The sequence below is a fragment of the Shewanella sediminis HAW-EB3 genome (assembly GCF_000018025.1).
GTDB lineage: Bacteria > Pseudomonadota > Gammaproteobacteria > Enterobacterales > Shewanellaceae > Shewanella > Shewanella sediminis.
This window is the reverse complement of the sequence record NC_009831.1, coordinates 4,906,741-4,926,632: the sequence shown is the minus strand read 5'-3', so window position 1 is coordinate 4,926,632 and position 19,892 is coordinate 4,906,741. Positions and strand designations below refer to the sequence as shown.

General features: G+C 47.5%; 14 protein-coding genes. 3 read left to right on the top strand and 11 right to left on the bottom strand.

From position 1 onward, the window contains the following. Positions 1–32 precede the first annotated feature (32 nt). The 8 genes from SSED_RS20970 to cutA form a co-directional block, all read right to left on the bottom strand. Positions 33–1,052 (bottom strand): aldose epimerase family protein, encoded by a 1,020-nt coding sequence (locus SSED_RS20970; RefSeq protein WP_012144355.1) that lies wholly within the window; start codon positions 1,050–1,052, stop codon positions 33–35. Between the two features lie 72 nt (positions 1,053–1,124). After that, positions 1,125–2,291 (bottom strand): galactokinase, encoded by a 1,167-nt coding sequence (gene galK / locus SSED_RS20965; RefSeq protein WP_012144354.1) that lies wholly within the window; start codon positions 2,289–2,291, stop codon positions 1,125–1,127. A 227-nt stretch (positions 2,292–2,518) separates the two neighbouring features. After that, the gene (locus SSED_RS20960; protein WP_012144353.1) at positions 2,519–3,943 is read right to left on the bottom strand and encodes a solute:sodium symporter family transporter; all 1,425 of its coding nucleotides are present in this window, start codon (positions 3,941–3,943) and stop codon (positions 2,519–2,521) included. Between the two features lie 80 nt (positions 3,944–4,023). Then, positions 4,024–7,203 carry a glycoside hydrolase family 2 TIM barrel-domain containing protein gene (locus SSED_RS20955; RefSeq protein ID WP_012144352.1) on the bottom strand — a complete coding sequence of 1,060 codons (3,180 nt, stop codon included), beginning with the start codon at positions 7,201–7,203 and terminating at the stop codon, positions 4,024–4,026. A 48-nt stretch (positions 7,204–7,251) separates the two neighbouring features. Further along, positions 7,252–8,322: a TolB family protein gene (locus SSED_RS20950; RefSeq protein ID WP_012144351.1), complete on the bottom strand. Its 1,071-nt coding sequence runs from the start codon at positions 8,320–8,322 to the stop codon at positions 7,252–7,254. Between the two features lie 79 nt (positions 8,323–8,401). Continuing rightward, entirely contained in the window at positions 8,402–10,027 is a 1,626-nt protein-coding gene (locus SSED_RS20945) for a cation:proton antiporter domain-containing protein (protein ID WP_012144350.1), read from the bottom strand. A 270-nt stretch (positions 10,028–10,297) separates the two neighbouring features. After that, the gene (locus SSED_RS20940) at positions 10,298–12,133 is read right to left on the bottom strand and encodes a protein-disulfide reductase DsbD (protein WP_012144349.1); all 1,836 of its coding nucleotides are present in this window, start codon (positions 12,131–12,133) and stop codon (positions 10,298–10,300) included. Next, positions 12,130–12,453: a divalent-cation tolerance protein CutA gene (gene cutA, locus SSED_RS20935; protein WP_041421840.1), complete on the bottom strand. Its 324-nt coding sequence runs from the start codon at positions 12,451–12,453 to the stop codon at positions 12,130–12,132. The genes SSED_RS20940 and cutA overlap by 4 nt, the downstream gene beginning before the upstream one ends. 312 nt (positions 12,454–12,765) lie before the next feature. Here cutA and SSED_RS20930 point away from each other — a divergent pair, with 312 nt between their 5' ends. Beyond that, entirely contained in the window at positions 12,766–13,341 is a 576-nt protein-coding gene (locus tag SSED_RS20930) for an FxsA family protein (protein ID WP_012144347.1), read from the top strand. Positions 13,342–13,352: 11 nt separating this feature from the next. Here SSED_RS20930 and SSED_RS20925 read toward each other — a convergent pair whose 3' ends face one another. Further along, positions 13,353–15,173, bottom strand: a complete 1,821-nt coding sequence (locus tag SSED_RS20925) for a protein kinase domain-containing protein (protein ID WP_012144346.1) — start codon at positions 15,171–15,173, stop codon at positions 13,353–13,355. Between the two features lie 300 nt (positions 15,174–15,473). On the opposite strand from SSED_RS20925, the gene SSED_RS20920 reads away from it, so the two are divergent. Beyond that, on the top strand, positions 15,474–15,818 hold the full coding sequence (locus tag SSED_RS20920; RefSeq protein ID WP_012144345.1) for a hypothetical protein: 345 nt from the start codon (positions 15,474–15,476) through the stop codon (positions 15,816–15,818). A 194-nt stretch (positions 15,819–16,012) separates the two neighbouring features. Further along, positions 16,013–16,693 (top strand): thiopurine S-methyltransferase, encoded by a 681-nt coding sequence (locus tag SSED_RS20915; RefSeq protein ID WP_012144344.1) that lies wholly within the window; start codon positions 16,013–16,015, stop codon positions 16,691–16,693. Between the two features lie 96 nt (positions 16,694–16,789). On the opposite strand, the gene SSED_RS20910 is transcribed toward SSED_RS20915, so the two are convergent. After that, a complete protein-coding gene (locus tag SSED_RS20910) occupies positions 16,790–17,818 on the bottom strand; it encodes a porin (RefSeq protein WP_012144343.1) in 1,029 nt (342 codons plus the stop codon). A 602-nt stretch (positions 17,819–18,420) separates the two neighbouring features. Continuing rightward, the gene (locus SSED_RS20905) at positions 18,421–19,485 is read right to left on the bottom strand and encodes a porin (protein WP_012144342.1); all 1,065 of its coding nucleotides are present in this window, start codon (positions 19,483–19,485) and stop codon (positions 18,421–18,423) included. Positions 19,486–19,892 lie beyond the last annotated feature (407 nt).

Sequence of the window (19,892 nt, the reverse complement as noted above, 5' to 3'; positions counted from 1 at the left end):
GGCCCTGTCATTCAGGGCCGGGCTCTTTTTCTTTAAAATGTCTCGAATTGGTAGCGACTGATATGATGATAAATCTGACCGGGTTTTATCCAGGGATCGCCAAGTAACTCAGTTTGATTAGGCGCATCGGGGAGTTGTTGAGGTTCGATACAGACCGCTTGATGACGCTTCAATTTCTGCTCATTACGGCCCGGGTTACCCTCCAGAAAGTTGGCACCGTAGACCTGAACTCCCGGCTGATTGGTATAGAGTGTCATGCAGCGACCAGATTCGGGGGCACTAAGGTTACCGAAACGAAGCAGCTCTTTATCGTTATTTCTCATAAGATAACAGTGGTCTAATCCATCAGTATCTTTGAGCTTGCTCGCCAGGGTTTTAGACTTCCTGAAGTCCAAGTTACTGTCAGCCCCCGCTATGATACTGTTGGGGATCCCGGTTGAGTTAGTTTCTAAATATTCAGTGCTATCGATTTGCAGACGGTGGTTGCCGTTGCCGCCGGAGCGACTCCCCTCCAGGTTAAAGTAGCTATGCTGAGTCATGCTGAGCGGGCAGGCTCTGTCTGTGGCGGCAAACATCTCTACATAGAGGTTATTCGCCACCAGACGGTAATCGACCTGAATGTTACAGTTGCCGGGGAATCCCATATCACCATCGGGGCTAACCAGACTCAAGCGAACACCATCGGGAAGCTGACCTATGTTCCACTGCTTTCGATTGAAGCCTTCCCGGCCGCCATGCAGGCAGTTATTCGCTTGATTTTTATCTAAGTAATAATGCTCACCATCGAATGTCATTTGCCCGTTAGCAATTCTATTTGCATAACGCCCGGCAACAGCGCCTAAATGAGCATCTTGGGTTAGATAATCTTCGGCCGAGTCACAACCCAGAACTATGTTGCCGCGTTCGCCATTCCTATCCGGTGTCCACAGAGAGCGGATGATGCCGCCCAGGCTTAATACTTCCAGGGCTAAGATGCCATTATCTATTCTGACACGTTCAATTTGACCACCACGGGGATCATCCCAGGGATCCAGCGGACGAAAACGTACCATAAAATGCATCCTTTCTTTTGCTGGTTATATCGGCCGTTTTACAAGGGTGATGGCTGATAATGTAGTAGAAATCTAATAGACATCTTTCTCGATTCGGGTGGCCCCATCGCTGGCAGAGCAGAGGTAGACAGTGGGTTCCAGTCCTGTCTGTTTAGGGTACTCAGCTTCAATGGCTTCGACTACGGCATCGGTCAGATCATGGTCAACGAGAGCAACCACACAGCCACCAAAGCCGCCGCCAGTCATTCTTACACCGCCACGGGTGCCGATAACATCAGAGATTATCTCTACCAGAGTATCGATTTGAGGCACCGTGATCTCAAAGTCATCTCGCATAGATGCATGGGATTGAGCCATGAGCTCGCTCAAGGTGGTGATATTCCCGGCTTCCAGAGCGTGACTGGCATTCTGAGTTCGTCTGTTCTCGGTAAGCACATGTCGGGCACGTCGATAACAGACATCCGACAGCTCAGATTTTGCGGCTTCAAGCTGAGAAAGTTCAAGGTGTCTCAGGGAATCAAGTCCAAAATGGCTTGCCACCTCTTCGCATTGTTCGCGGCGCAGGTTGTACTCGGAATCGACTAATCCACGCTGAACATTGGAATTGACTATGATGAGGCTCAGGCTATCGGGTATATGAACCGGTTCGCTGTCTAAGTCCTCACAATCGATGAGTAGGGCATGATCCTGTTCACCTAAGGCGCTAATCATCTGATCCATGATCCCGCAGGCACATCCCACATATTGGTTCTCACCGCGCTGCGCCATTTGTGCGACGGCAAGAGGAGAGAGCCTGAGCTGGCTGCAATCATTAACGGCAGTACCGAACGCGAGTTCCAGAGCCGCAGAGGATGAGAGGCCGGCGCCAAGCGGAACGTTACCGACGACTGCAATATCTAACCCTTTTGCGGGTAAGCCAGATGCCGCCATTGCCGCTGTGAACCCTTTGAGATAATTGACCCAGCCATCTTCGGATGTCATGACACCTTCCTGGCCGAAAGCCCACTCTTTTATCTCACCGGGAAAGGCATCGGAAACGGCGCGGTAGATATCATCCTCACGGCGTTTTACCGCAACAATGGTATGGAAGTTGATAGCTGCCGGCAGAACGAAACCATCGTTATAGTCGGTGTGTTCGCCGATCAAGTTTACCCGGCCCGGTGCCAGGTAAAGGTCATCAGCCGTAGTGCCAAAGGTTTGCACAAATAATTTGTTCGCGCGCTGTGCGGGGTTCGACATGTTTTAACGCTTCTCTATGAATATAAATTTATATTGCCAGTGACAGGTTTTTCGACCGTATACCTCGTTATATCACGACTTAACTTAGGCTGTAACTCAGTTTTTACAGAGTTAATCTATTTTTTTTCGTTTGTATCTGGAATTCGGATTAAATTTCTGAGTTTGAAAATAAAATCAATTAAATTAGAGCGAACGATAAACAGAACGAACGCTCTTCTTACATTTGGCTAACTTCCGGCCGTCGCTAATTGTGGATCTGTTCGCTGTGCAAAGGCGAACTTGCTCAGTAGCAGGGTGACCGTAATCGTAGCTGCAAGGGTAATTGCCATCATATGAATAAAGTGGAATGGGCTCCATATGAAGGTAAAGATGGCATAGATCAGCACGCCGAAGATAAGGCCTAGCTTGATGGCATTGGCATGTACATTCTTGAAGACCAGGGCGCAGATAAATGCCGCCAGTACCGGCATAGAATAGAGGCCGTTAAGCTGTTGTAGCAAAGAGATAATACTTTCAGATTTAGCGAAAATGGGCACAAGTCCCACCGATATCAAAGTGAACACCAGCGCGACCCGAGTACCTATCTTACGAACATCGGCATTGGGGTTAACATAGTTTTGGTGAATATCGCAGGTATACAGTGCAGCAGCCGAGTTTAAACAAGAGTTAAATGAACTCAATACGGCCCCCGCAATCACGGCAGCGAAGGCGCCGGATAACCAAGGCGGCAGAATGTCACCCACCAACCTGCCATAAGCCACATCGCCAACATCGCCATATAACTTGAAGGCGACGATGCCGGGCAGTACCACGATGATGGGAACGATAAGCTTCATGATAACCGCGGCATATAGGCCCTTCTGTGCTTCCTTCACCGACTTTGCTGCCAGTGCCCTCTGGGTTATCACCATATTGGTTCCCCAGTAGAATATTTGAATGAAGATCATGCCGGTTAATAGTGTGTGCCAGGGAATATCAGATTGATCGTCGCCAATAAGCGTAATGCGCTCGATAGGGACGCCGGAAAGATCCCAATTAACTGCGTTCATGGCGAGAAATGAGACCACGACGCCCATCAAGATAAGCCCGACCCCGTTTAAACTGTCGGAGATGGCGATCGCTCGAAGACCACCGAAGATGGCATAAACGGCCCCAACGACGGCGAAGATAATAGCGAGTAGCGTGACGGGTATCTGTAAACCAAACATAGACTTCATAAACAGCGAACCGGTATAGAGGACTACGGGGAGTAATATGAAGGCATAGCCCAGCATAAAGAGCACAGAGACCATGGCGCGAATGCCCTTGTCATTATATTTACGCTCGAGTAGTTCCGTGGTCGTGGTGCAGTTGTACTTGTAATAGATAGGGATGAGCCATTTAGCCAGAATGATCAGTCCCACGGCGGCGGCTATCTCCCACCAGGCGACGAGTAGCGCTTGGGCACCGTTCATCCCGACAATCTGCTCGGCACTGATGTTGGTCATCATCAGGGAGCCGGCAACCACGACCCAGCTTAATCCTCCGCCGGCAAGGAAATAGTCTCTGCTGTCGCTGTTATCACGCTTGATATTGCGGCACTTGAGGTAGGTGATTAACCCCACCGTTGCCGTTAAGCCAAAAAATATGGCGAGCTGAACTATCTGTTCCATCTTGATTCCTTATCTTTTCTTATTATCTCTTATCAATACTTAGTCAGCGACGGCACACTGCTGAACCTTGGTTATTCAACTTACTCTCGGGCCAGTTGTTGAAGTTGGCTCTGCGCCGTTACGGGGACGAGCCTGAACTTGAAACTCATCTTCTCGGCCTTAATTCTGTACTTGTCATGTACGGGGCGACCCCATGAGGTATCGCCACCGACTCCCATCTGTTTCAGGTCTATATTCCAGGTGACAAAATCACGAATGGGGACCTCACCGCCATGGTTCTGTGTCACCGGGACTAAGCCCGATGCCGAGCCCTGCGCATCACCCTCTCTAAAGTCGATATCAGCCAGACTAAAGGGCCATAAACTGGTTTGCATCTCGTTTTGGGCTACGGCCATCAGACCGGTCCCAGCACTGTTTCTGACTGCTGCATATCTGATCTGGGTTCGCTGCCCGGTCTCCTGGGGACGTGAATAACGGTGAAATAATTTCTCTATCGGCAGTTGATACCAACCGAAAGGATTACCTGAAGCTCTGTCTGCATAGGTCTCTTCGGGGCCGCGTCCGTAATAACTCAGGTAACGCTGTTCGAAGGGAAGGCGAGTCGTAAAGCCAAACTTGGGCAGATCCGGAAGGGCGGTCTTGCCTGGATTAAAGCTTATGTTAACCATGAGTTCGCCACGCTTATTTACACGGTATTGTGTCACTAAGGTGATACCTAACTTGGGATGCTGATGGGTCACTATCAGGCCGTGCTCCTCGAGAGGCTCGATGGACTCAAGGGTGAGTTGAGCCGAGGCATCTTGCCATACACCTCCCCAGTCGGGCATACCATTACCTAAGTCATTATCCGTGGGAGCTCGCCAGAAGTTGGCCATTAAGGGGGCCTGGATCTGCGGTTCACCATCAATCTCTATCTCGGTTAACCAGCCGGAAATTTGGGATATTGAATAGTGGTTATCCCCGTGGCTGAGTTGCCATCGAGTCTCAGTCTCCGCCAAGCTGGTGGCCGTGCTCACTGGCGAGATGTTTGGGCTGGCTTCCAGCAGTAAATATTGTGCAAATGCCAACTCATGACCTGCGGGGATCAAAGGTCTGGGCTCCGCCAGTGAAACCGAAACGAGTAGCCGGTATTCGTATCTGCTATCGAATACAAGCGCTGGCTTGTTTGTGAGCTTGATAGTGACAGATTTAGCTTCACCGGCCGCTATCACGGGCATAGGCTCGCTGCCACTCGCGACGGCTATGCCATCTTTTTGCAGCGACCAGCTCAGCGTCAGTCCCTTAGTGCTTTGAAAGTCATATTTGTTGGTTAGCCTGATACTGGCACTCTTGTCATCGAGATTGTCATCGAAATTGCCATTGAATTTGAAATTATCGAACCCTATGGCTTGATAGACCTTCTTTACTTCACTCAGGTGAGGGTGCGGATTTCGGTCCGGATCGACTAAACCATTATTGAGAAAGTTACCGTCTGTGGGCATATCCGGGTGGTAATCCTTTCCGTATGCCCAATAATCTTCTCCCTTTTCATTGGTGAACTTTAGCGATTGATCCACCCAGTCCCAGATAAAGCCGCCTTGCAGGTTCGGATACTTTTCTATGACATCCCAGTAGTCCTGAAGGTTGCCAACCGAGTTGCCCATGGCGTGGGCATACTCAATCATGATCAGTGGTCGGTCGGTATGTGCTTTGGCGTACGTTTCTATCCGCTCAATGGAGGGATACATAGGGGCGACAATATCGGTATAGGCGGCCATGCCAGCGGGTTCATACTGAACCGGACGACTGGAATCGCGCTGTTTGACCCACCGATAGAGCTGTTCAAACAGTTTTCCTTCGCCGGCCTCGTTACCCAGAGACCAGATGATCACCGATGGGTGGTTCTTATCCCGTTCAAGCATGCGCTCGACGCGGGCCAGATGGGCCGGATACCAACTCATTTCGTTACCGAGTTGGGTCTTTTCATCGATGGCGAGGGGATGAGATTCGATATTGGCTTCATCGACGATATACATGCCGTATCTGTCGGCCAGCTGGAGCCAGTATGGATCGTTAGGATAGTGAGATGAGCGAACGGCGTTGATGTTGTTTAACTTCATCAAGCGGATATCTCGCTCCATGCTCTCACGGCTGACGACATGACCGGTAAGAGGATCGGTTTCATGGCGGTCGACACCACGGATGGTGATGGCCCGCTTATTGATTAACAATTGCCCCGCTTTAATCTCTATATGACGAAAACCTATATGTTGGCTACTGGCCTGCAACAACTTGCCTTTATCATCTTTCATGCTGACGATAAGTTGGTAGAGCTCTGGTGTTTCGGCGCTCCACAGCAATGGTGATACCAGCTTATCCTCGAAAATGACGCTGTTATCCCCCTTCAATATCAGGCTCTGGCTGCCGTTTGCCACCAACTCTCCGGCCGGTGAAAGTAATTGGTAATCAACCGTGACTGGCGCTGTAGCTTGATGGTTTTTTAGCTTGAAGCTTAATGCCAGTTCGGCCTTATCTAATTTGTTATTGAGACTGTAGAGTGCATCAATATCGCTGATCCTCTGTTGAGGTGTGGCAAAGAGGTAGACATCACGCTCGATGCCGCTCATTCGAAGCATATCCTGGCTTTCCAGATAACTGGCATCACTCCAGCGAATTATCTTCATCGAAAGCAGGTTTTTACCCGGCTTGAGGTACTGAGTAATATTAAACTCGGCCGGCGTCTTAGCACCCTGGCTATAGCCAACCTCTGCGCCGTTAACAAATAGAGTCAGTGAGGATCTTGCGGCGCCCACATGGAAGAAAATCTGTTTGCCTTGCCAATCTTCGGGCTGGGTGAATTCGCGTCGATAACTGCCCGTCGGATTATGATCTTGGGGGGCGTCGGGCCAGCTGGTGGTGAAGGGGTAGCGCTCATCGAGGTAGATGGCATGACCGTAACCTTGAGTCTCCCAGTTACCGGGAACCTGAATGCTGCCCCAGTTCGTGGGATCATAGCTGTTGTTTGCAAAGTCTACAGGGACTGATGCAGGGTTGGGCGCATAATGAAACTGCCATGTACCATTGAGATCCATGAAGTTTTTGCTACTTCGATAATTGTCGGCACTCGCCTTCAGGATTGAGTCATAGGCGAAGAAGCTGGCGTGTGGAGGCTCTTTATTGACCTCAAATACCGAGTGATCCTGCCATCGCTCAGTTGCTTGGGAGGTGAGACTGCATAAGCCGAGTAGTAGAGTGCTGACTAGGGTGATGGATTTTGACATTAAATGACCTTTTTATTCTTGTTATTGTTGATCGGCATCTGCAATTAATTATCTCGCCCAGACGATGGCAATGTGGCGGTTATCGGGACTGATAGCGACTCGGGAGGGGCTATGGTGAGCCAGTGTCGGCGGCTCAAGTTGAGTGATCGCTTGCCACTGAGCACTTTGCCATTGAGTACTTTGCCATTGGAGAATCTGGTCTGTGTGATCTGTTTTTGATGTGAGAGGCCAGGCTCTGAGCTGGTTTGCCTCAATATTGAAAATCCAGCCATTGCTGCTCCAACCATAATCCTCGCTGCCATTACCAATACTGATAAGCGGCGTATGGCTGCCGGAGTCTGGGGCAAACCGCTTGATCACCCTATCGCCGTCGGGCTGCTTATGAAGGTAACTGAAAGCCTTATCGCTTGGAATGGCGTGAATGCTACGACCGGCATTGGCGACGACAAAGTGTCGTTCATCTGCCGTGTCTCCTATAGGCTCGAAGTAGAGGCTGTAGGCGTATCGTGCCCAGATTAGGGTGCCGAGTTCAGGATGGTGGGCGTAATATCCACTGGGGATCATGCTATTGATGGCACGTTTTCGGGGGAAGCCAGTCTCCTCTATCCAAACACTTTGGTGTGGCACGCCTTGTTCGACTACGTAACGAATGCCGTTGGCTGCAGCTTGGGGAGAGTACTCACTCTCATCTTCAGTGTCGGTGACTTGGGTCAGTAGGGGATTAACCTTGTCATCTTCGGTCTGATGCTTGTCGTTTATATGGTTATAATTAAGATGATATTGATAGATATCATTGTGAGCCCCACCTCTGTCAGAGGCAAACAGTATGGCTTGGTTGTCTGATGTGAAGGCGGGTTGATTGTCATAGCCCTCACGGTTAGTGATGGCTTTAGCTTCTCCCAGTTGCCAGCTGACATTGACTGCATCGAACTGAAGTGGATAAAGCCAAATATCGTAGCCGCTAGCCAAGGAGGGCATAGCGATTATCGAAGCCAGCAGGGGGAGGGGTGATAGCCTAAGCAGGCTTATCAACTTAACTGGTTTATTATTGCGCCTAAGCCGCCAGTGTTGCTTGCTCTGGGACGGGTTAAGATTACGGTTTGGTGTAGGGGTTATCATAGTATTGTGTTTCCCATCTTACGTAGGATGGGAAATACAATACTAGATTGTTAGGATAATGTATACAATCGACTTTTGGCTAACCTCTGTTTTTCATCTCTTCGGCGTTAGAGCGTGCCACATGTGAGTCCGGGAGAAGATCATTAATGACATGATCGACAAAACCGGCACCCGCTGCTTCATAGAGATTATAGACACAATGAACACCAGATGTTTTAAGGGATTGCGCATCTTCAGTGTATTGGACTATCGCACTCATCTTGCCTTTATAGTTGAGTCTCTGTAGTTGCTCAACAGCAAATTGATTACCAATATGATGGGGCATAGCGAGTAGTACCAGTTCCAGATTCGGGGCATGCTCAAGCTTCTCCCAGAAGTCGGTATCTGATGCATCTCCCTGAACCACATGACGCCCCTTCTTTTTGTGGTAGTCGACCAACTCCTGCTTGTGTTCGATACCCAATATCTCACCGTCGAATTTGGCTTTCAGTTCATCATAGGCACCACTACCAATTCTACCCATACCTAAAATAAGGAACCTTGGATTGCCTACGCGTATCTCTCTATCCTCTGGATGCAGCGGGTGTTTCTCCAGTTTCCTTAGCCTGCCATGAAGCTTCTGGTAGAGGCGGCTGGAGCTTGCATTTAAAGGGGCGGCAACCAGGAAGCTGATACTCAAGGCTACGGCTATAATGACCATCCATTGTGGTGGTAGCCATCCTTTACTCGTAGCAACTGCCGCGACAATTAACCCGAATTCACTGTAGTTACCCAGATTAAACGAGGTCATCAGGGAGGTACGGGAGCGCAGTTTAAAGTGGGTTAACAGGTAGAGGAACAGTGCAACCTTAACAGGAACGACTAACACTAACAGGGTGGCTAAACCTATGTCTGAGAAGGTCGGCAGTCCATTGAGGCCAACCGTTAAGAAGAAGGCAACAAGGAAGAGCTCTTTGAAATAGAAGAGTGACTTTGCCAGCTCAGAAGATTTAGGGTGACCCGCTAATAAAATACCGATGATCAGTGCCCCTAAATCGGGCTTAAGGCCGACGGCCTCGAATAGCCAGGCGCCTAATACCAGAGCCATCACTAAGCCAAATAACACCAGAAGTTCGCCGTGACCGACACGATCGAAGGCGCGATAGATAAGCGGTCTGGCAAATGGCAGCAGCAATAGTCCGAAGGCCCAGACGGAGGGGATATCTCCTTTCGATATGGTGAGGAAAGCCACCGCAAAAATATCCTGCATGATCAAGATACCGATCGCGACCCGGCCATAGAGTGATTGCATATCACCCTTATCTTCCAACACTTTGACGGCAAAGATCGTACTTGAGAAACTCAAGGCAAAGGCTAGCAGGGCCAGTTGATTAAGGTCTAGTCCGGTGAGTTGATCCAACCCCAGCATTCCAAGCAATTTGAGTAGCGGGATAAAGAACAGCATGGAGCCCATCAGGTGTAGGCTGGAGCCTGCCCAAACCTCGGCTTTGAATAAACTCCGGATATCTAATTTAAGGCCGATGGCAAACAGAAGTAAGGTGACACCAAGCTCTGCCAGCTGCTCCAGCAGAGGAAGACTCGATTCATCGATACCGAATAGAAACAGTACAAACCCCGCTACGAGATAGCCGATAAGAGGCGGTAGTCCTATTCGGCTGACTAACATACCGCAAGCTAAGGTGGTGATAAGGATGGCGGGTTCCATGTCTCTCCTGATGATATGAGGGTAACTACCTCATATTGTATAAGAGTTTGTTTAACTTTATATTAAAAAAAGAAAAAATGATTTGAAACCGGAATTTTTTACGCTAGGGAGTACGCGCTTTCGCTTTGGCTGGAGATGATATGATTGTTATTTGACCCGAGGCTGGAGTGGGTATCTGGTTATTTAATCTATCGGGATAAAATAAGGCCTTCGATTCTGTTGAATCGAAGGCCTTATTCTTGAGTTTAAGCTGGCGTTTAAGTTTGCAGCTTATTTTTTCAGTAATATATCTAAGTGAGCAGCGAAGGCGTCGGGCTTCATAAAGCCGGTGACGCGTAGATCGTTACGAAGCTCGCCATCGGCATCAAACATCAGCAAGGTAGGGAGACCCAGTACATCGTAGCTCTCCAGAAGCTCGATATCTAAGCTATCATTCTTGGTGACATCGGCCTGAAGAAATACTATCTGTGCCAAACGAGTCTGCACTGCAGGGTCCTTAAAGGTCACTGCTTCGAACTCTTTACAGGCTACGCACCAGTCGGCATAGAGATCTAACATCACCGGCTTGCCCTGAGCCGAGGCCGCTTCGACCTCCGCTTTTAGGTCGGCGACAGACTTGATGCGTTTATGTCCATGAGCCTGTTCGGTGGCGACCTGAGTCTGAGCCTGAACGCCAAGTTTTGTCATTACGGCTTGTAGCCCATATGAGAAGCTACCTAATAGCATCAGGGTCAACAGAACAGAGCGAACCGTTTGCTTCCAGTTAAAATCGGTGAGTTTGTTCTGGTGCATCAGGTATCCTACCAATGCCACGCCCCAAATCGACCAGAGAAGATCGGAGAGGAAGTCTGGCCAGATCCTGCCTATCATAACGATGGACACGGCGATCAGCAGGAAGCCAAAGACCGTCTTGATGACATCCATCCAGCTCCCCGCTCTTGGAAGCAACTTACCACCTGAGGTGCCTATGATAAGTAGCGGTAATCCCATACCCATGCTGAGTACGTAGAGGGCCAGGAAGCCCTGAAGCAGGTCACCGGTTTGTGCAACATAGACCAAGGCACCGGATAGTGGCGCGGTAGTACATGGAGAGGCGACCAGACCCGAGATAATCCCCATGATGAAGACGCCAATAACATTGCCGCCTTTCTGGTTGTTGGAGAAACGGTTCATCTTCTCCTGCCAGCTGGACGGTAATTTGAGTTCATACAGGCCAAACATGGACAAGCTCAACACGAAGAAGAGTACGGCTAATACAATGAGTACGGCCGGGTGTTGCAGGGCTGCCTGGTATTTCATACCCGCCGACGCGACAACTAAACCGAGCAGTGAGTAGGTTATTGCCATGCCCTGTACGTAGACCATAGAGAGGCTGAATGCCTTAGCCGTAGAGAGCTTTTCTCCCTGTCCAACGATAATCCCGGATAGAATAGGGTACATAGGGAAGACACAAGGGGTGAGCGCGAGGCCAATCCCCAGGCCGAAGAAGATCACCAGAGTCCAGAGTAAACTGTCACCCGATAACATATTGCTCAGGCTATCTTGTTGCGTGATAGGAGTTTGGCCGGCTTCAGAATTAACTTGAGCCTTTGCAAGTTTCTCACCTGTCGGAAGCTCATTGCTCAGTAAGCCATCATTGGCTTCAATTTTACTCAGTAAAGCAGTTTTCTTGGTTGGCGGATAACACAATGTACCTTCGGCACAGCCCATAAAGGTCACGGTCACAGTGCCGCCTTCGACAGCTTCCCTGATAGCGATGGGGATCTCAACGTATGAGTAGTAAACCTCCTGCTCGCCAAAATATTCATCACTGTGCGCCTTGCCACTAGGGAGCGCTATTTCACCCAATGTCGCACCGTCTGCTTCAAACTTTAGCTTGTCACGGTACATGTAGTAGCCGTCGGCGATGACCCAGCTTACTTTCAGCTGTTCGCCTTGCTGCTTGAAGTCGAAAACGAAGGCTTCATCGACAGGCATCAGCTTAGGTTCATCTTTGAGGAAGCTGAACTTACTGCTGCTGAAAACGCCTTCACTGTGCGCCAAAGGCGATAACAGAAGTAGGGTAGAAAAAATTAAAGTAAGAGCTAGGGTAAGAGTTTTTTTCATGGTGTTGTGGTTTCTTTTATCCAATCAAAATAAGCGGGTAACCCGTTAGTCAGAGAGACTGCAATGAGTTCCGGGACTTGATAGGGATGCAGTTGCTTGACCTTATTCTCGAGGGCAGGATAGTTCTTTGCCATGCATTTGATATGCAGGGCAAATTCACTCTCTTCACTGATCTCATCTTCCCAGCTATAGATTGAAGTCACCGGAGCGGAAATTTGTATACAAGCGGCAATTTTCGCCTCGACTAAAGCTTTCGCCAGCTCGGTGGCTGAGTCTTTAGTGGGGCAAGTTGTCATCACTAACAGAAATTCATCTTGCATCGTATCTGCTGTCATCTCGTCTGATAAATTAAAGCTGGCTTAAGCCGGCATCGGTAAACTACCCTAAGCTGTACGTTCAGGTAGATAGTGGTTATTTCTGGAGCATACTTTACGTCTTTTCATATCGGCTTGCATTAAGGCATTGCTAAAATAGTGAGCTTATCCAAGTAAACTGAATTACGATATGAGCTAAATTCCAGCTTGCTTACTTGAAAATAGACCCGAAAAGCCCCATTTAGTTTTCATATTGGGTAAAATAGTTTTCATATTGAGCAAATAGTTTGCTCATTGGTTAGTCGTTGTGAGGTCAGTGTGTTTTTCTTTCTATTAGTTATCTTCATCTTAGTTCCGGTTATAGAGCTAAACGTACTGATCCGTGTCGGTGAGTCGTTCGGGAGCTGGACCACCATCGGTTTGGTCTTCTTCACTGCTATTGTCGGCGTCTCTTTGGTTCGTAGCCAAGGGATCACGACACTAATGCAGGTGCAGCAAAAACTTTCACGAGGCGAAGCACCCGGTCAGGAGATTGTCGAAGGGATGATGCTGGCCGTTGCCGGCCTGCTGTTACTTATCCCAGGATTTGTTACCGATGCCATTGGATTACTGCTGCTGACTCCCTTGACCCGCATCCCCGTTGCCGGCTTTCTTTACAAGCGAATGCAGATGAGAGTGGTCAATAATGGTGGCTTTCATGGCGGCTTCGGTCCCGGGGGCAATGGTGCTCAAGGTCCCTTTGGCGGTCATCAGCCATTTGATGATAGTAAGAGCAAGAACCCTGAAGGCGGAGATACATTCGACGGTGATTTTGAGCATAAGCATGATCCCAGCGACAAGCGTCCGGAAAGCCATCAGATAGATGATAAAGAAGATAAAAATCCTAGGAACTAGTACCTAGGGCTCTAGGAACTGATTTTCGGATTCCTTGGATAAAAGTTTTCTTCCTTACAATCTATCTGGCTGAACTTTCGGGTATTTTTGTAGGGGAGCTTCATAAAGCCCGATACCCCTTTCCCCTGTATTTTATCCACGTGGCTCAATATTCTATCCAGGCTGGCACGGAATGCCGCTTGTTTTCTGGGGTTTAATAACCTTAGGTAACTGTGGATCTTCATATGGTTAGGGAGGACCTCGAAGATGATGCAGCCGGTATGATGGATCCTGTTGATCCATGCCAGTTCATTTATGATCTCAGAAGGAAGCTCAAGGTTTTCATCGGGATCTCGTCCATCCTCGAAGTAAGAGTGCAAGCGGGATTTATCTTCCAGCGAAGGAACGCTTCCGACCTCGAAAGGTAATTGCTGCTCCGGCTCGATATGAAAAGGCTGCGTAGTATCATCACGTTCAAGGTGCAAGGTATCTCTGGCATTGAAGAAGCAGGCTTTGAATACTCCGATCCTTCTTATTCCTCTGGCCAGAGTGACCATATTGTTGACTGCTAAAGTCAATGCCGCCTTTTCCTCGGCGCGATACAGGGCCAGATTGGAATCGATAAACACGCCGGTTTCTCGCCAGTGGATTGCCAGACCGCCTACAATCGAGTATTGACCGATACGACCGACAGCTGCGATAAACCCTTTCTCGGTATCACCCATTCCCGCCATGAAGTTGCGATAATATTTTTCTAACTGAAGGTCATCCATCTTTTCGATGGGATCTTCCGTGTTATGTTCTTTCAGGAATGATTTTCGAGAGCTATAGATAACCGTCTCTACATCGCGTTCACGGGTGAGCTCCCAAATCGGGATCTCCTCAATCAGCGGTGGTTCATCGATGTCGGGCAGGTGAAGTCGGTGGCTATGAAGCATGCTCTTCAGGAAGTAATCCCCTGCTTTATTCCGCTGGACCGGATTTTCACTGAGCATGCCATCTAAGGTTTTTGCCAGCTCTACGGGTAAACCTATGCTGGTGGCAGTTATTACCTTGCTGCCGAAACGACTCGCCTGACCCGATGCAATGGCATATAAGGTCGCTGCGACACCCTGTTCATCGAATCGGGTACTGGAGAGGGAGCCATTGAGTTGCTCCTCTCCAATAAAATAGACATCTCCCATTCTGGCGTTAGTATGCTGCTGATCATTAGAGAGCAGGTCCATCACATTTCCATTGACCGGGTTACCCAGAGCGTCTCGCTGGGCAAAAACCGCCGACCCCCAATCGATAAGTGAGAGGTGATTGGTTTTTACGTCGTAGACTAAGTTGGACGGCTTTATATCACCATGCACCAAAGGACGACCGTGATGCAGGTATTGCAGTATATTGGCAAGTTGCCTGGCGATATTCATGACCATAGCCACAGGCAGCGCGCCTCGTTTCAAGCAGAGTTGTTCGAGATCCTCACCCGGTGCCCTTGCCATGACCAAGATGCCTTGTTTACCTGCATGGGCAAACTTGATAGCGGGAGGCACATTCGGATGCTTGACCTGAGCAAGCATAAACGCCTCCTCTTCCAGCCTGTCTTGAACGTGTTGTGGCAAGGTTACACGTGAAAACTTAAAAACATGCGCCTCGCCTTGGGGGTCGATGCCTGCAAATACGAACCCATAAGCGCCTTTACCAACGAGCTCCAACTCCTTATAGCCTAGCTTACCCAGCTGTTGCTTACACAGGCGTATCCAGGCTCTGTGTTTACGCGCATCATCGGCTCTAAGCAGATAGATTGACTGCTCTTCAGATATATAGAAGTGCTGCAGTTGTGGTGTGGGCTGTTGGCTTGTAGGCATCTTAGGTCATACACGCTTTCTTGAGTACTGGATTCATTAAATCAATAAGCCGGGAATAAGCCAACATTTATTATTGTTAATTATGTGGCTATCAAGTGCTTCATAGTTGAGTTGATCAACACCATGTTTGTTAGATCTAAAGGTGCCTATCGAACATTTTCGGTGATGATATTGACCTATATCAATTCTGTTACAAAATTTCGCAGGTAATCTCTTAGGCAGAACTAATATATCTTTATAAACATAAATAAGCCTCTTTTTTGCTAGTCACAGAGGCATAATTGAAGTGAGGAGGGGCATATGACAGAGTTAGACAAAGCCCTGTTAATAGAGTTACTCGAGTACCCCAGGAAGCGCATCGTTCAATCGATGGAGTTGAAATTTTGCCCTCATGCAGGCTTTTTCAATACCAGTGATGAGCAGTGCCTATATTGCCATCAGGGGATGGAATGTATCTGGATGAATCACAACGACGAGTTAGTCGCGGTTGAAAAAAAATCAGTTCAGGAGATCAAACAACAGCTGTTGATCGCCGTAGATTTTATCGATTCCAGTTTGACTCCACATCATCTTTCCAGAAGAAACTGTGAGTGTGAAAATTGTCTGTGGCTGAGAAAGGCGCAGAAAATATTAGCGATAAAATAAATATCTAATTTTTCTATAAATAAAAGTAGCTGCAGCACTTAACTCAGTTTAAAAAACCTCTCTTTAAAGATTTAGTCTTAAAGACTTAAATTTTGCATCTCTGTTTTGTTCCCATTAAAGTATCGGAAAATTCTTATTTCCGACATTTATGCTTGACGGTAGTCATGCATGTGTTGACGCGAACAGGACAAATTATGGAACCCGGCTTTTGGCACAGTAAATGGGATACTCAGCAGATAGGCTTTCATCAAAATGAGGTCAATCCGCTGTTGATAAAGTATTGGCCTCGGTTGAACCTGAACAATTTAGTTAATACCAGTGTGTTTGTCCCGCTTTGTGGTAAGACTTTGGATATCTGTTTTCTCGCCGAGTTAGGCCATGAGGTGATCGGCTGTGAGCTCAATGAGACAGCCGTAGAGCATTTTTTTACCGAAAACGATCTGAGTTATTCAACGAGTCGGGTAGGTGAGCTGCAAAAGTTCGCTACCGAGCAGGTGAGCATCTACCAAGGTGACCTGTTTTCCCTTTCCCATGAGGCTTTATCCAGTCAAGAGCATCGAACCATTGGTGCTTTCTATGACAGGGCCGCACTCATCGCCTGGCCCGAAGAGATGCGCCAGGATTATGTGCAGAAGCTTGCTGCGCTTATTCCACCAAAAAGTATCGGCCTGCTCGTTACCTTAGATTATCCCCAAGAGGCGTTGAAAGGCCCTCCGTTTGCCGTATCGAATGATTGGATAATGGCAAATATGGCGGAGTTTTTTGAAGTTGAAATATTGTCCTGTGAAGATGTGCTCAGTGAAAACCCAAGGTTTATCAAGAAAGAGGTGCCTTGGCTGACCGAGTCAGTCTATCGGCTTATAAGAAGAGGCTAGTTCCTAGCTTCTAGGTCCTAGAATCTATTGGCTGAGTTTCAAAACAAAAAAAGCGACCATAAGGTCGCTTTTTCAATCTAAATTCGCGAAGCGAAATTAGAAGTTGTAACGTACACCAACAGTGAATACGTTGTCGTCTTCTAGGTCCATCTTAATACCAGAAAGCTTGTAATCACCTTCGTACATAGCGTAGTGGCCATATACCATAGTTGATTTAGCAATCTTGTAGTCAGCACCAACTGTGATAGTAGTGATGTTTACATCAGTCGTTTCAGCAGTCTGGATACCAGAACGCTTAGCGTATAGACCAAGACCTGCTTCATCTTTACCGTACTCAGCTTTAAGGTTAACGCCGTTCAGGTTGTATGCAACGTTGACGAAGTAAGTGTTACCTTCAAGGTTAGTCTTGCTAACGTGCTCAGAGTTCTGGAACAGACCGCCTAGCTTGAAGCCAGCAACCTTAACTTGAGCAACACCACGGTATGCATCCATACCGGCGATGCCTTTGTTGTATGCACCAGCAACGTAGAAGTTTTGCGCCTTAAGCTTCTTATCACCGATAGTCGCGCTTAATGCGTACTGATCATCAGCATCTTCAACACCGGCTTGGTTGTTGTCAGTCATCAGGTAAGTTGCGTTAAGCGTTACCAGATCGGCAATCTTAGGAGAGTAGTACCAGATACCATCGGCAACACGTGACTGAGCGCCTACAAGACGGTCGATATCGGCGTTGCTGTTACCGAATAGGTCAATGCCACCTTCAGCTTGCTTGAATACTGAGTCGTTACGACCAACAAGTACGGTACCGGCAGTAGTCTTAAGACCTAGGAAAGTGTTACGAGCCTTGAAAACATCACTGTTAGAAGAGGTGTTTTCAACCTGGAATTCCATCTGGTAGATTACGTCGATGTTGTTAGCGATGTTTTCGCTACCTTTAACACCTACGTGAGAGAAGTTGTTCTCTAGAACAGTGCCTTCTTTACCTTCGCGAGAAGTCAGGCCATTGTCAGAGTTAGTTACTGACAGGTCCAGACGACCATAGAAGTTAGGGCCTTCGGCTAGCGCGCCAAATGAAGCCATAGTCAGTACTGATGCAACTGTTGCAGAGATTAGTGTTTTTTTCATGTTTTAAGTGCTCCCAAGAACCTAAGTTCTTCTCCATTTTAAAATGGTTATTTATGGTTTTTAATTTTGCTACAAGGGTCCATTCTTGTAACAATCATGAGCTCGGATTTTACAGTTTTACACTAATAAAATTGTGGACTAGATCATGTTTTCGCCTTCTCTAGCATCCATAGCATGCGTTTTTGTCACAAGTTTGCACTCGAAGTTTAAAAAATAGGCTGAATAGGTAAAGTGCTTACTTTATATCTACCTAGAACGAAGTAGCCCAACAATTATATACAGAACGGAATGCGGCTCGTTAAGGAAGTGCTAAAATTGTAAAGCTAGTTGTATAGCGGTCTGCGAGAGTTTTTAACAATTGGTCGTAATGAGATATGTCATGGCTTGGAGTGCCGTGGTCATTCATTATCTTTTATTGGGAACAATTACGAACTTGGAAAAACAGTAGAAAAAAGTGTTTTTTGCGGCGGGACTAAATCGACATTTTATCGGTTATATTGAAAAAAAGCGGCCAATGGCCGCTTTTTATGAAAATTCATACTAACAGGTTAGGTCTATTGCAGTTTTTTTCGATTAGAAAAATTTAGCTTTGCCCCACTAGGTTAGAAGTCGTAACGCATACCGACAGTGATGATATCGTCATTCAGGCTTTGCGTGACACTGTTTAGCACCATGTCACCATCGAACTTAGTGTAGTGACCATAAAATAGTGTGCTCTTGCTGACACGGTAGTCTGCACCGACACTGAACTGCTGCAGATCGACATTAGACACCGTCTCCATCGCTCCGCCCTCGGTATTGCCAACGAATCTGCTCACATACTTACCAAGACCCGAGTTGTCGTTACCATACATGGCTTTTAACTTCAGGTTACCCATAACGTAAGCGGCGTTAACGAAGTAAGTGTCGCCTTCCAGGTTTGAATACTTATCGTCTAAGTGTTCACTGTTCTGATAGAAGCCACCTAAGATCACATCACCCAGTTTCACTTGTGCCACGCCGCGATAGGCCTTGATATCGTCGATACCATCGGTATAGGCACCAGACACGAAGTAGTTTTGCGCCTTAAGCGCTTTGTCACCTATGGTGGCACTTAGCGCATACATGTTGCCCGCATCGATGCGGTCATTGGTTGTCTCATCATAGGAGACATAGTTGTCTTCAACCAGGTAAGTTGCGTTGAATGTCACTAAGTCGGCAATTTTTGGTGAGTAATAGCTGATACCATCGGCGCTGCGAGACTGTCCGGCAGCAAGAAGATCGATATCTGAGTTAGTATTACCGAAGAGATCGAAGCCACCTTCAGCGGCTTTGAATACGGTGTCATTACGACCAACAAGGGCAGTACCGGCAACGCTCTTAAGGCCTAAGTAGGTGTTACGGGCTCCGAACGTGTCTCCTGAGTTGTCGAAGTTCGTCACGCCAAACTCCATCTGGTAGATCACTTCAAAATTTTCATTGATCTTCTCGGTGCCTTTAACACCTAACCATGAGAAGTTGTTTTCAATTATGGTACCCGATTTCTGGTTTTGTGTAGCGACACCGAGATCAGAATTGGTGAATGCAAGATCTGCACGGCCATAGAAATTTGGGCCGTCAGCGAGAGCTGAGAAAGAGGTGATTGCTAGTGTCGATATGATTGATGCAGACAGAACCGTTTTCTTCATTTTTGTATTCCTGTGGCTAGTTGTTTTAACAGCATTTTTTGCTGTCGAGCATTAAGTAAGGCTTGAAAAATTTATGCTGGTAAAGGCTGTGCTATTTAGTGGATGCCAGCCTGTTGAATCAGTACTTGTCGAGAGTTGTCGATCGGATTCTGTCATAGATAGGGAATCGTTTTTTGTGATTCTTATCACGCATGGTGGATTTTGTGTGATATCAATCATCTTTATTTACAAAGGGTTATACCGATCTAAATATATGATTAACAGTATTAACCACAGTCGATAAGCTAAGGTGAATTTTTGTGAACTTGATTAACAAGTGTGTGAGTGGCTTGACGGATAAACTAGTTTTAGTTTTTGTAGTTGAAATGAGATAAAATTACTCTACTTAACTATTCGTCTTGTTGCGG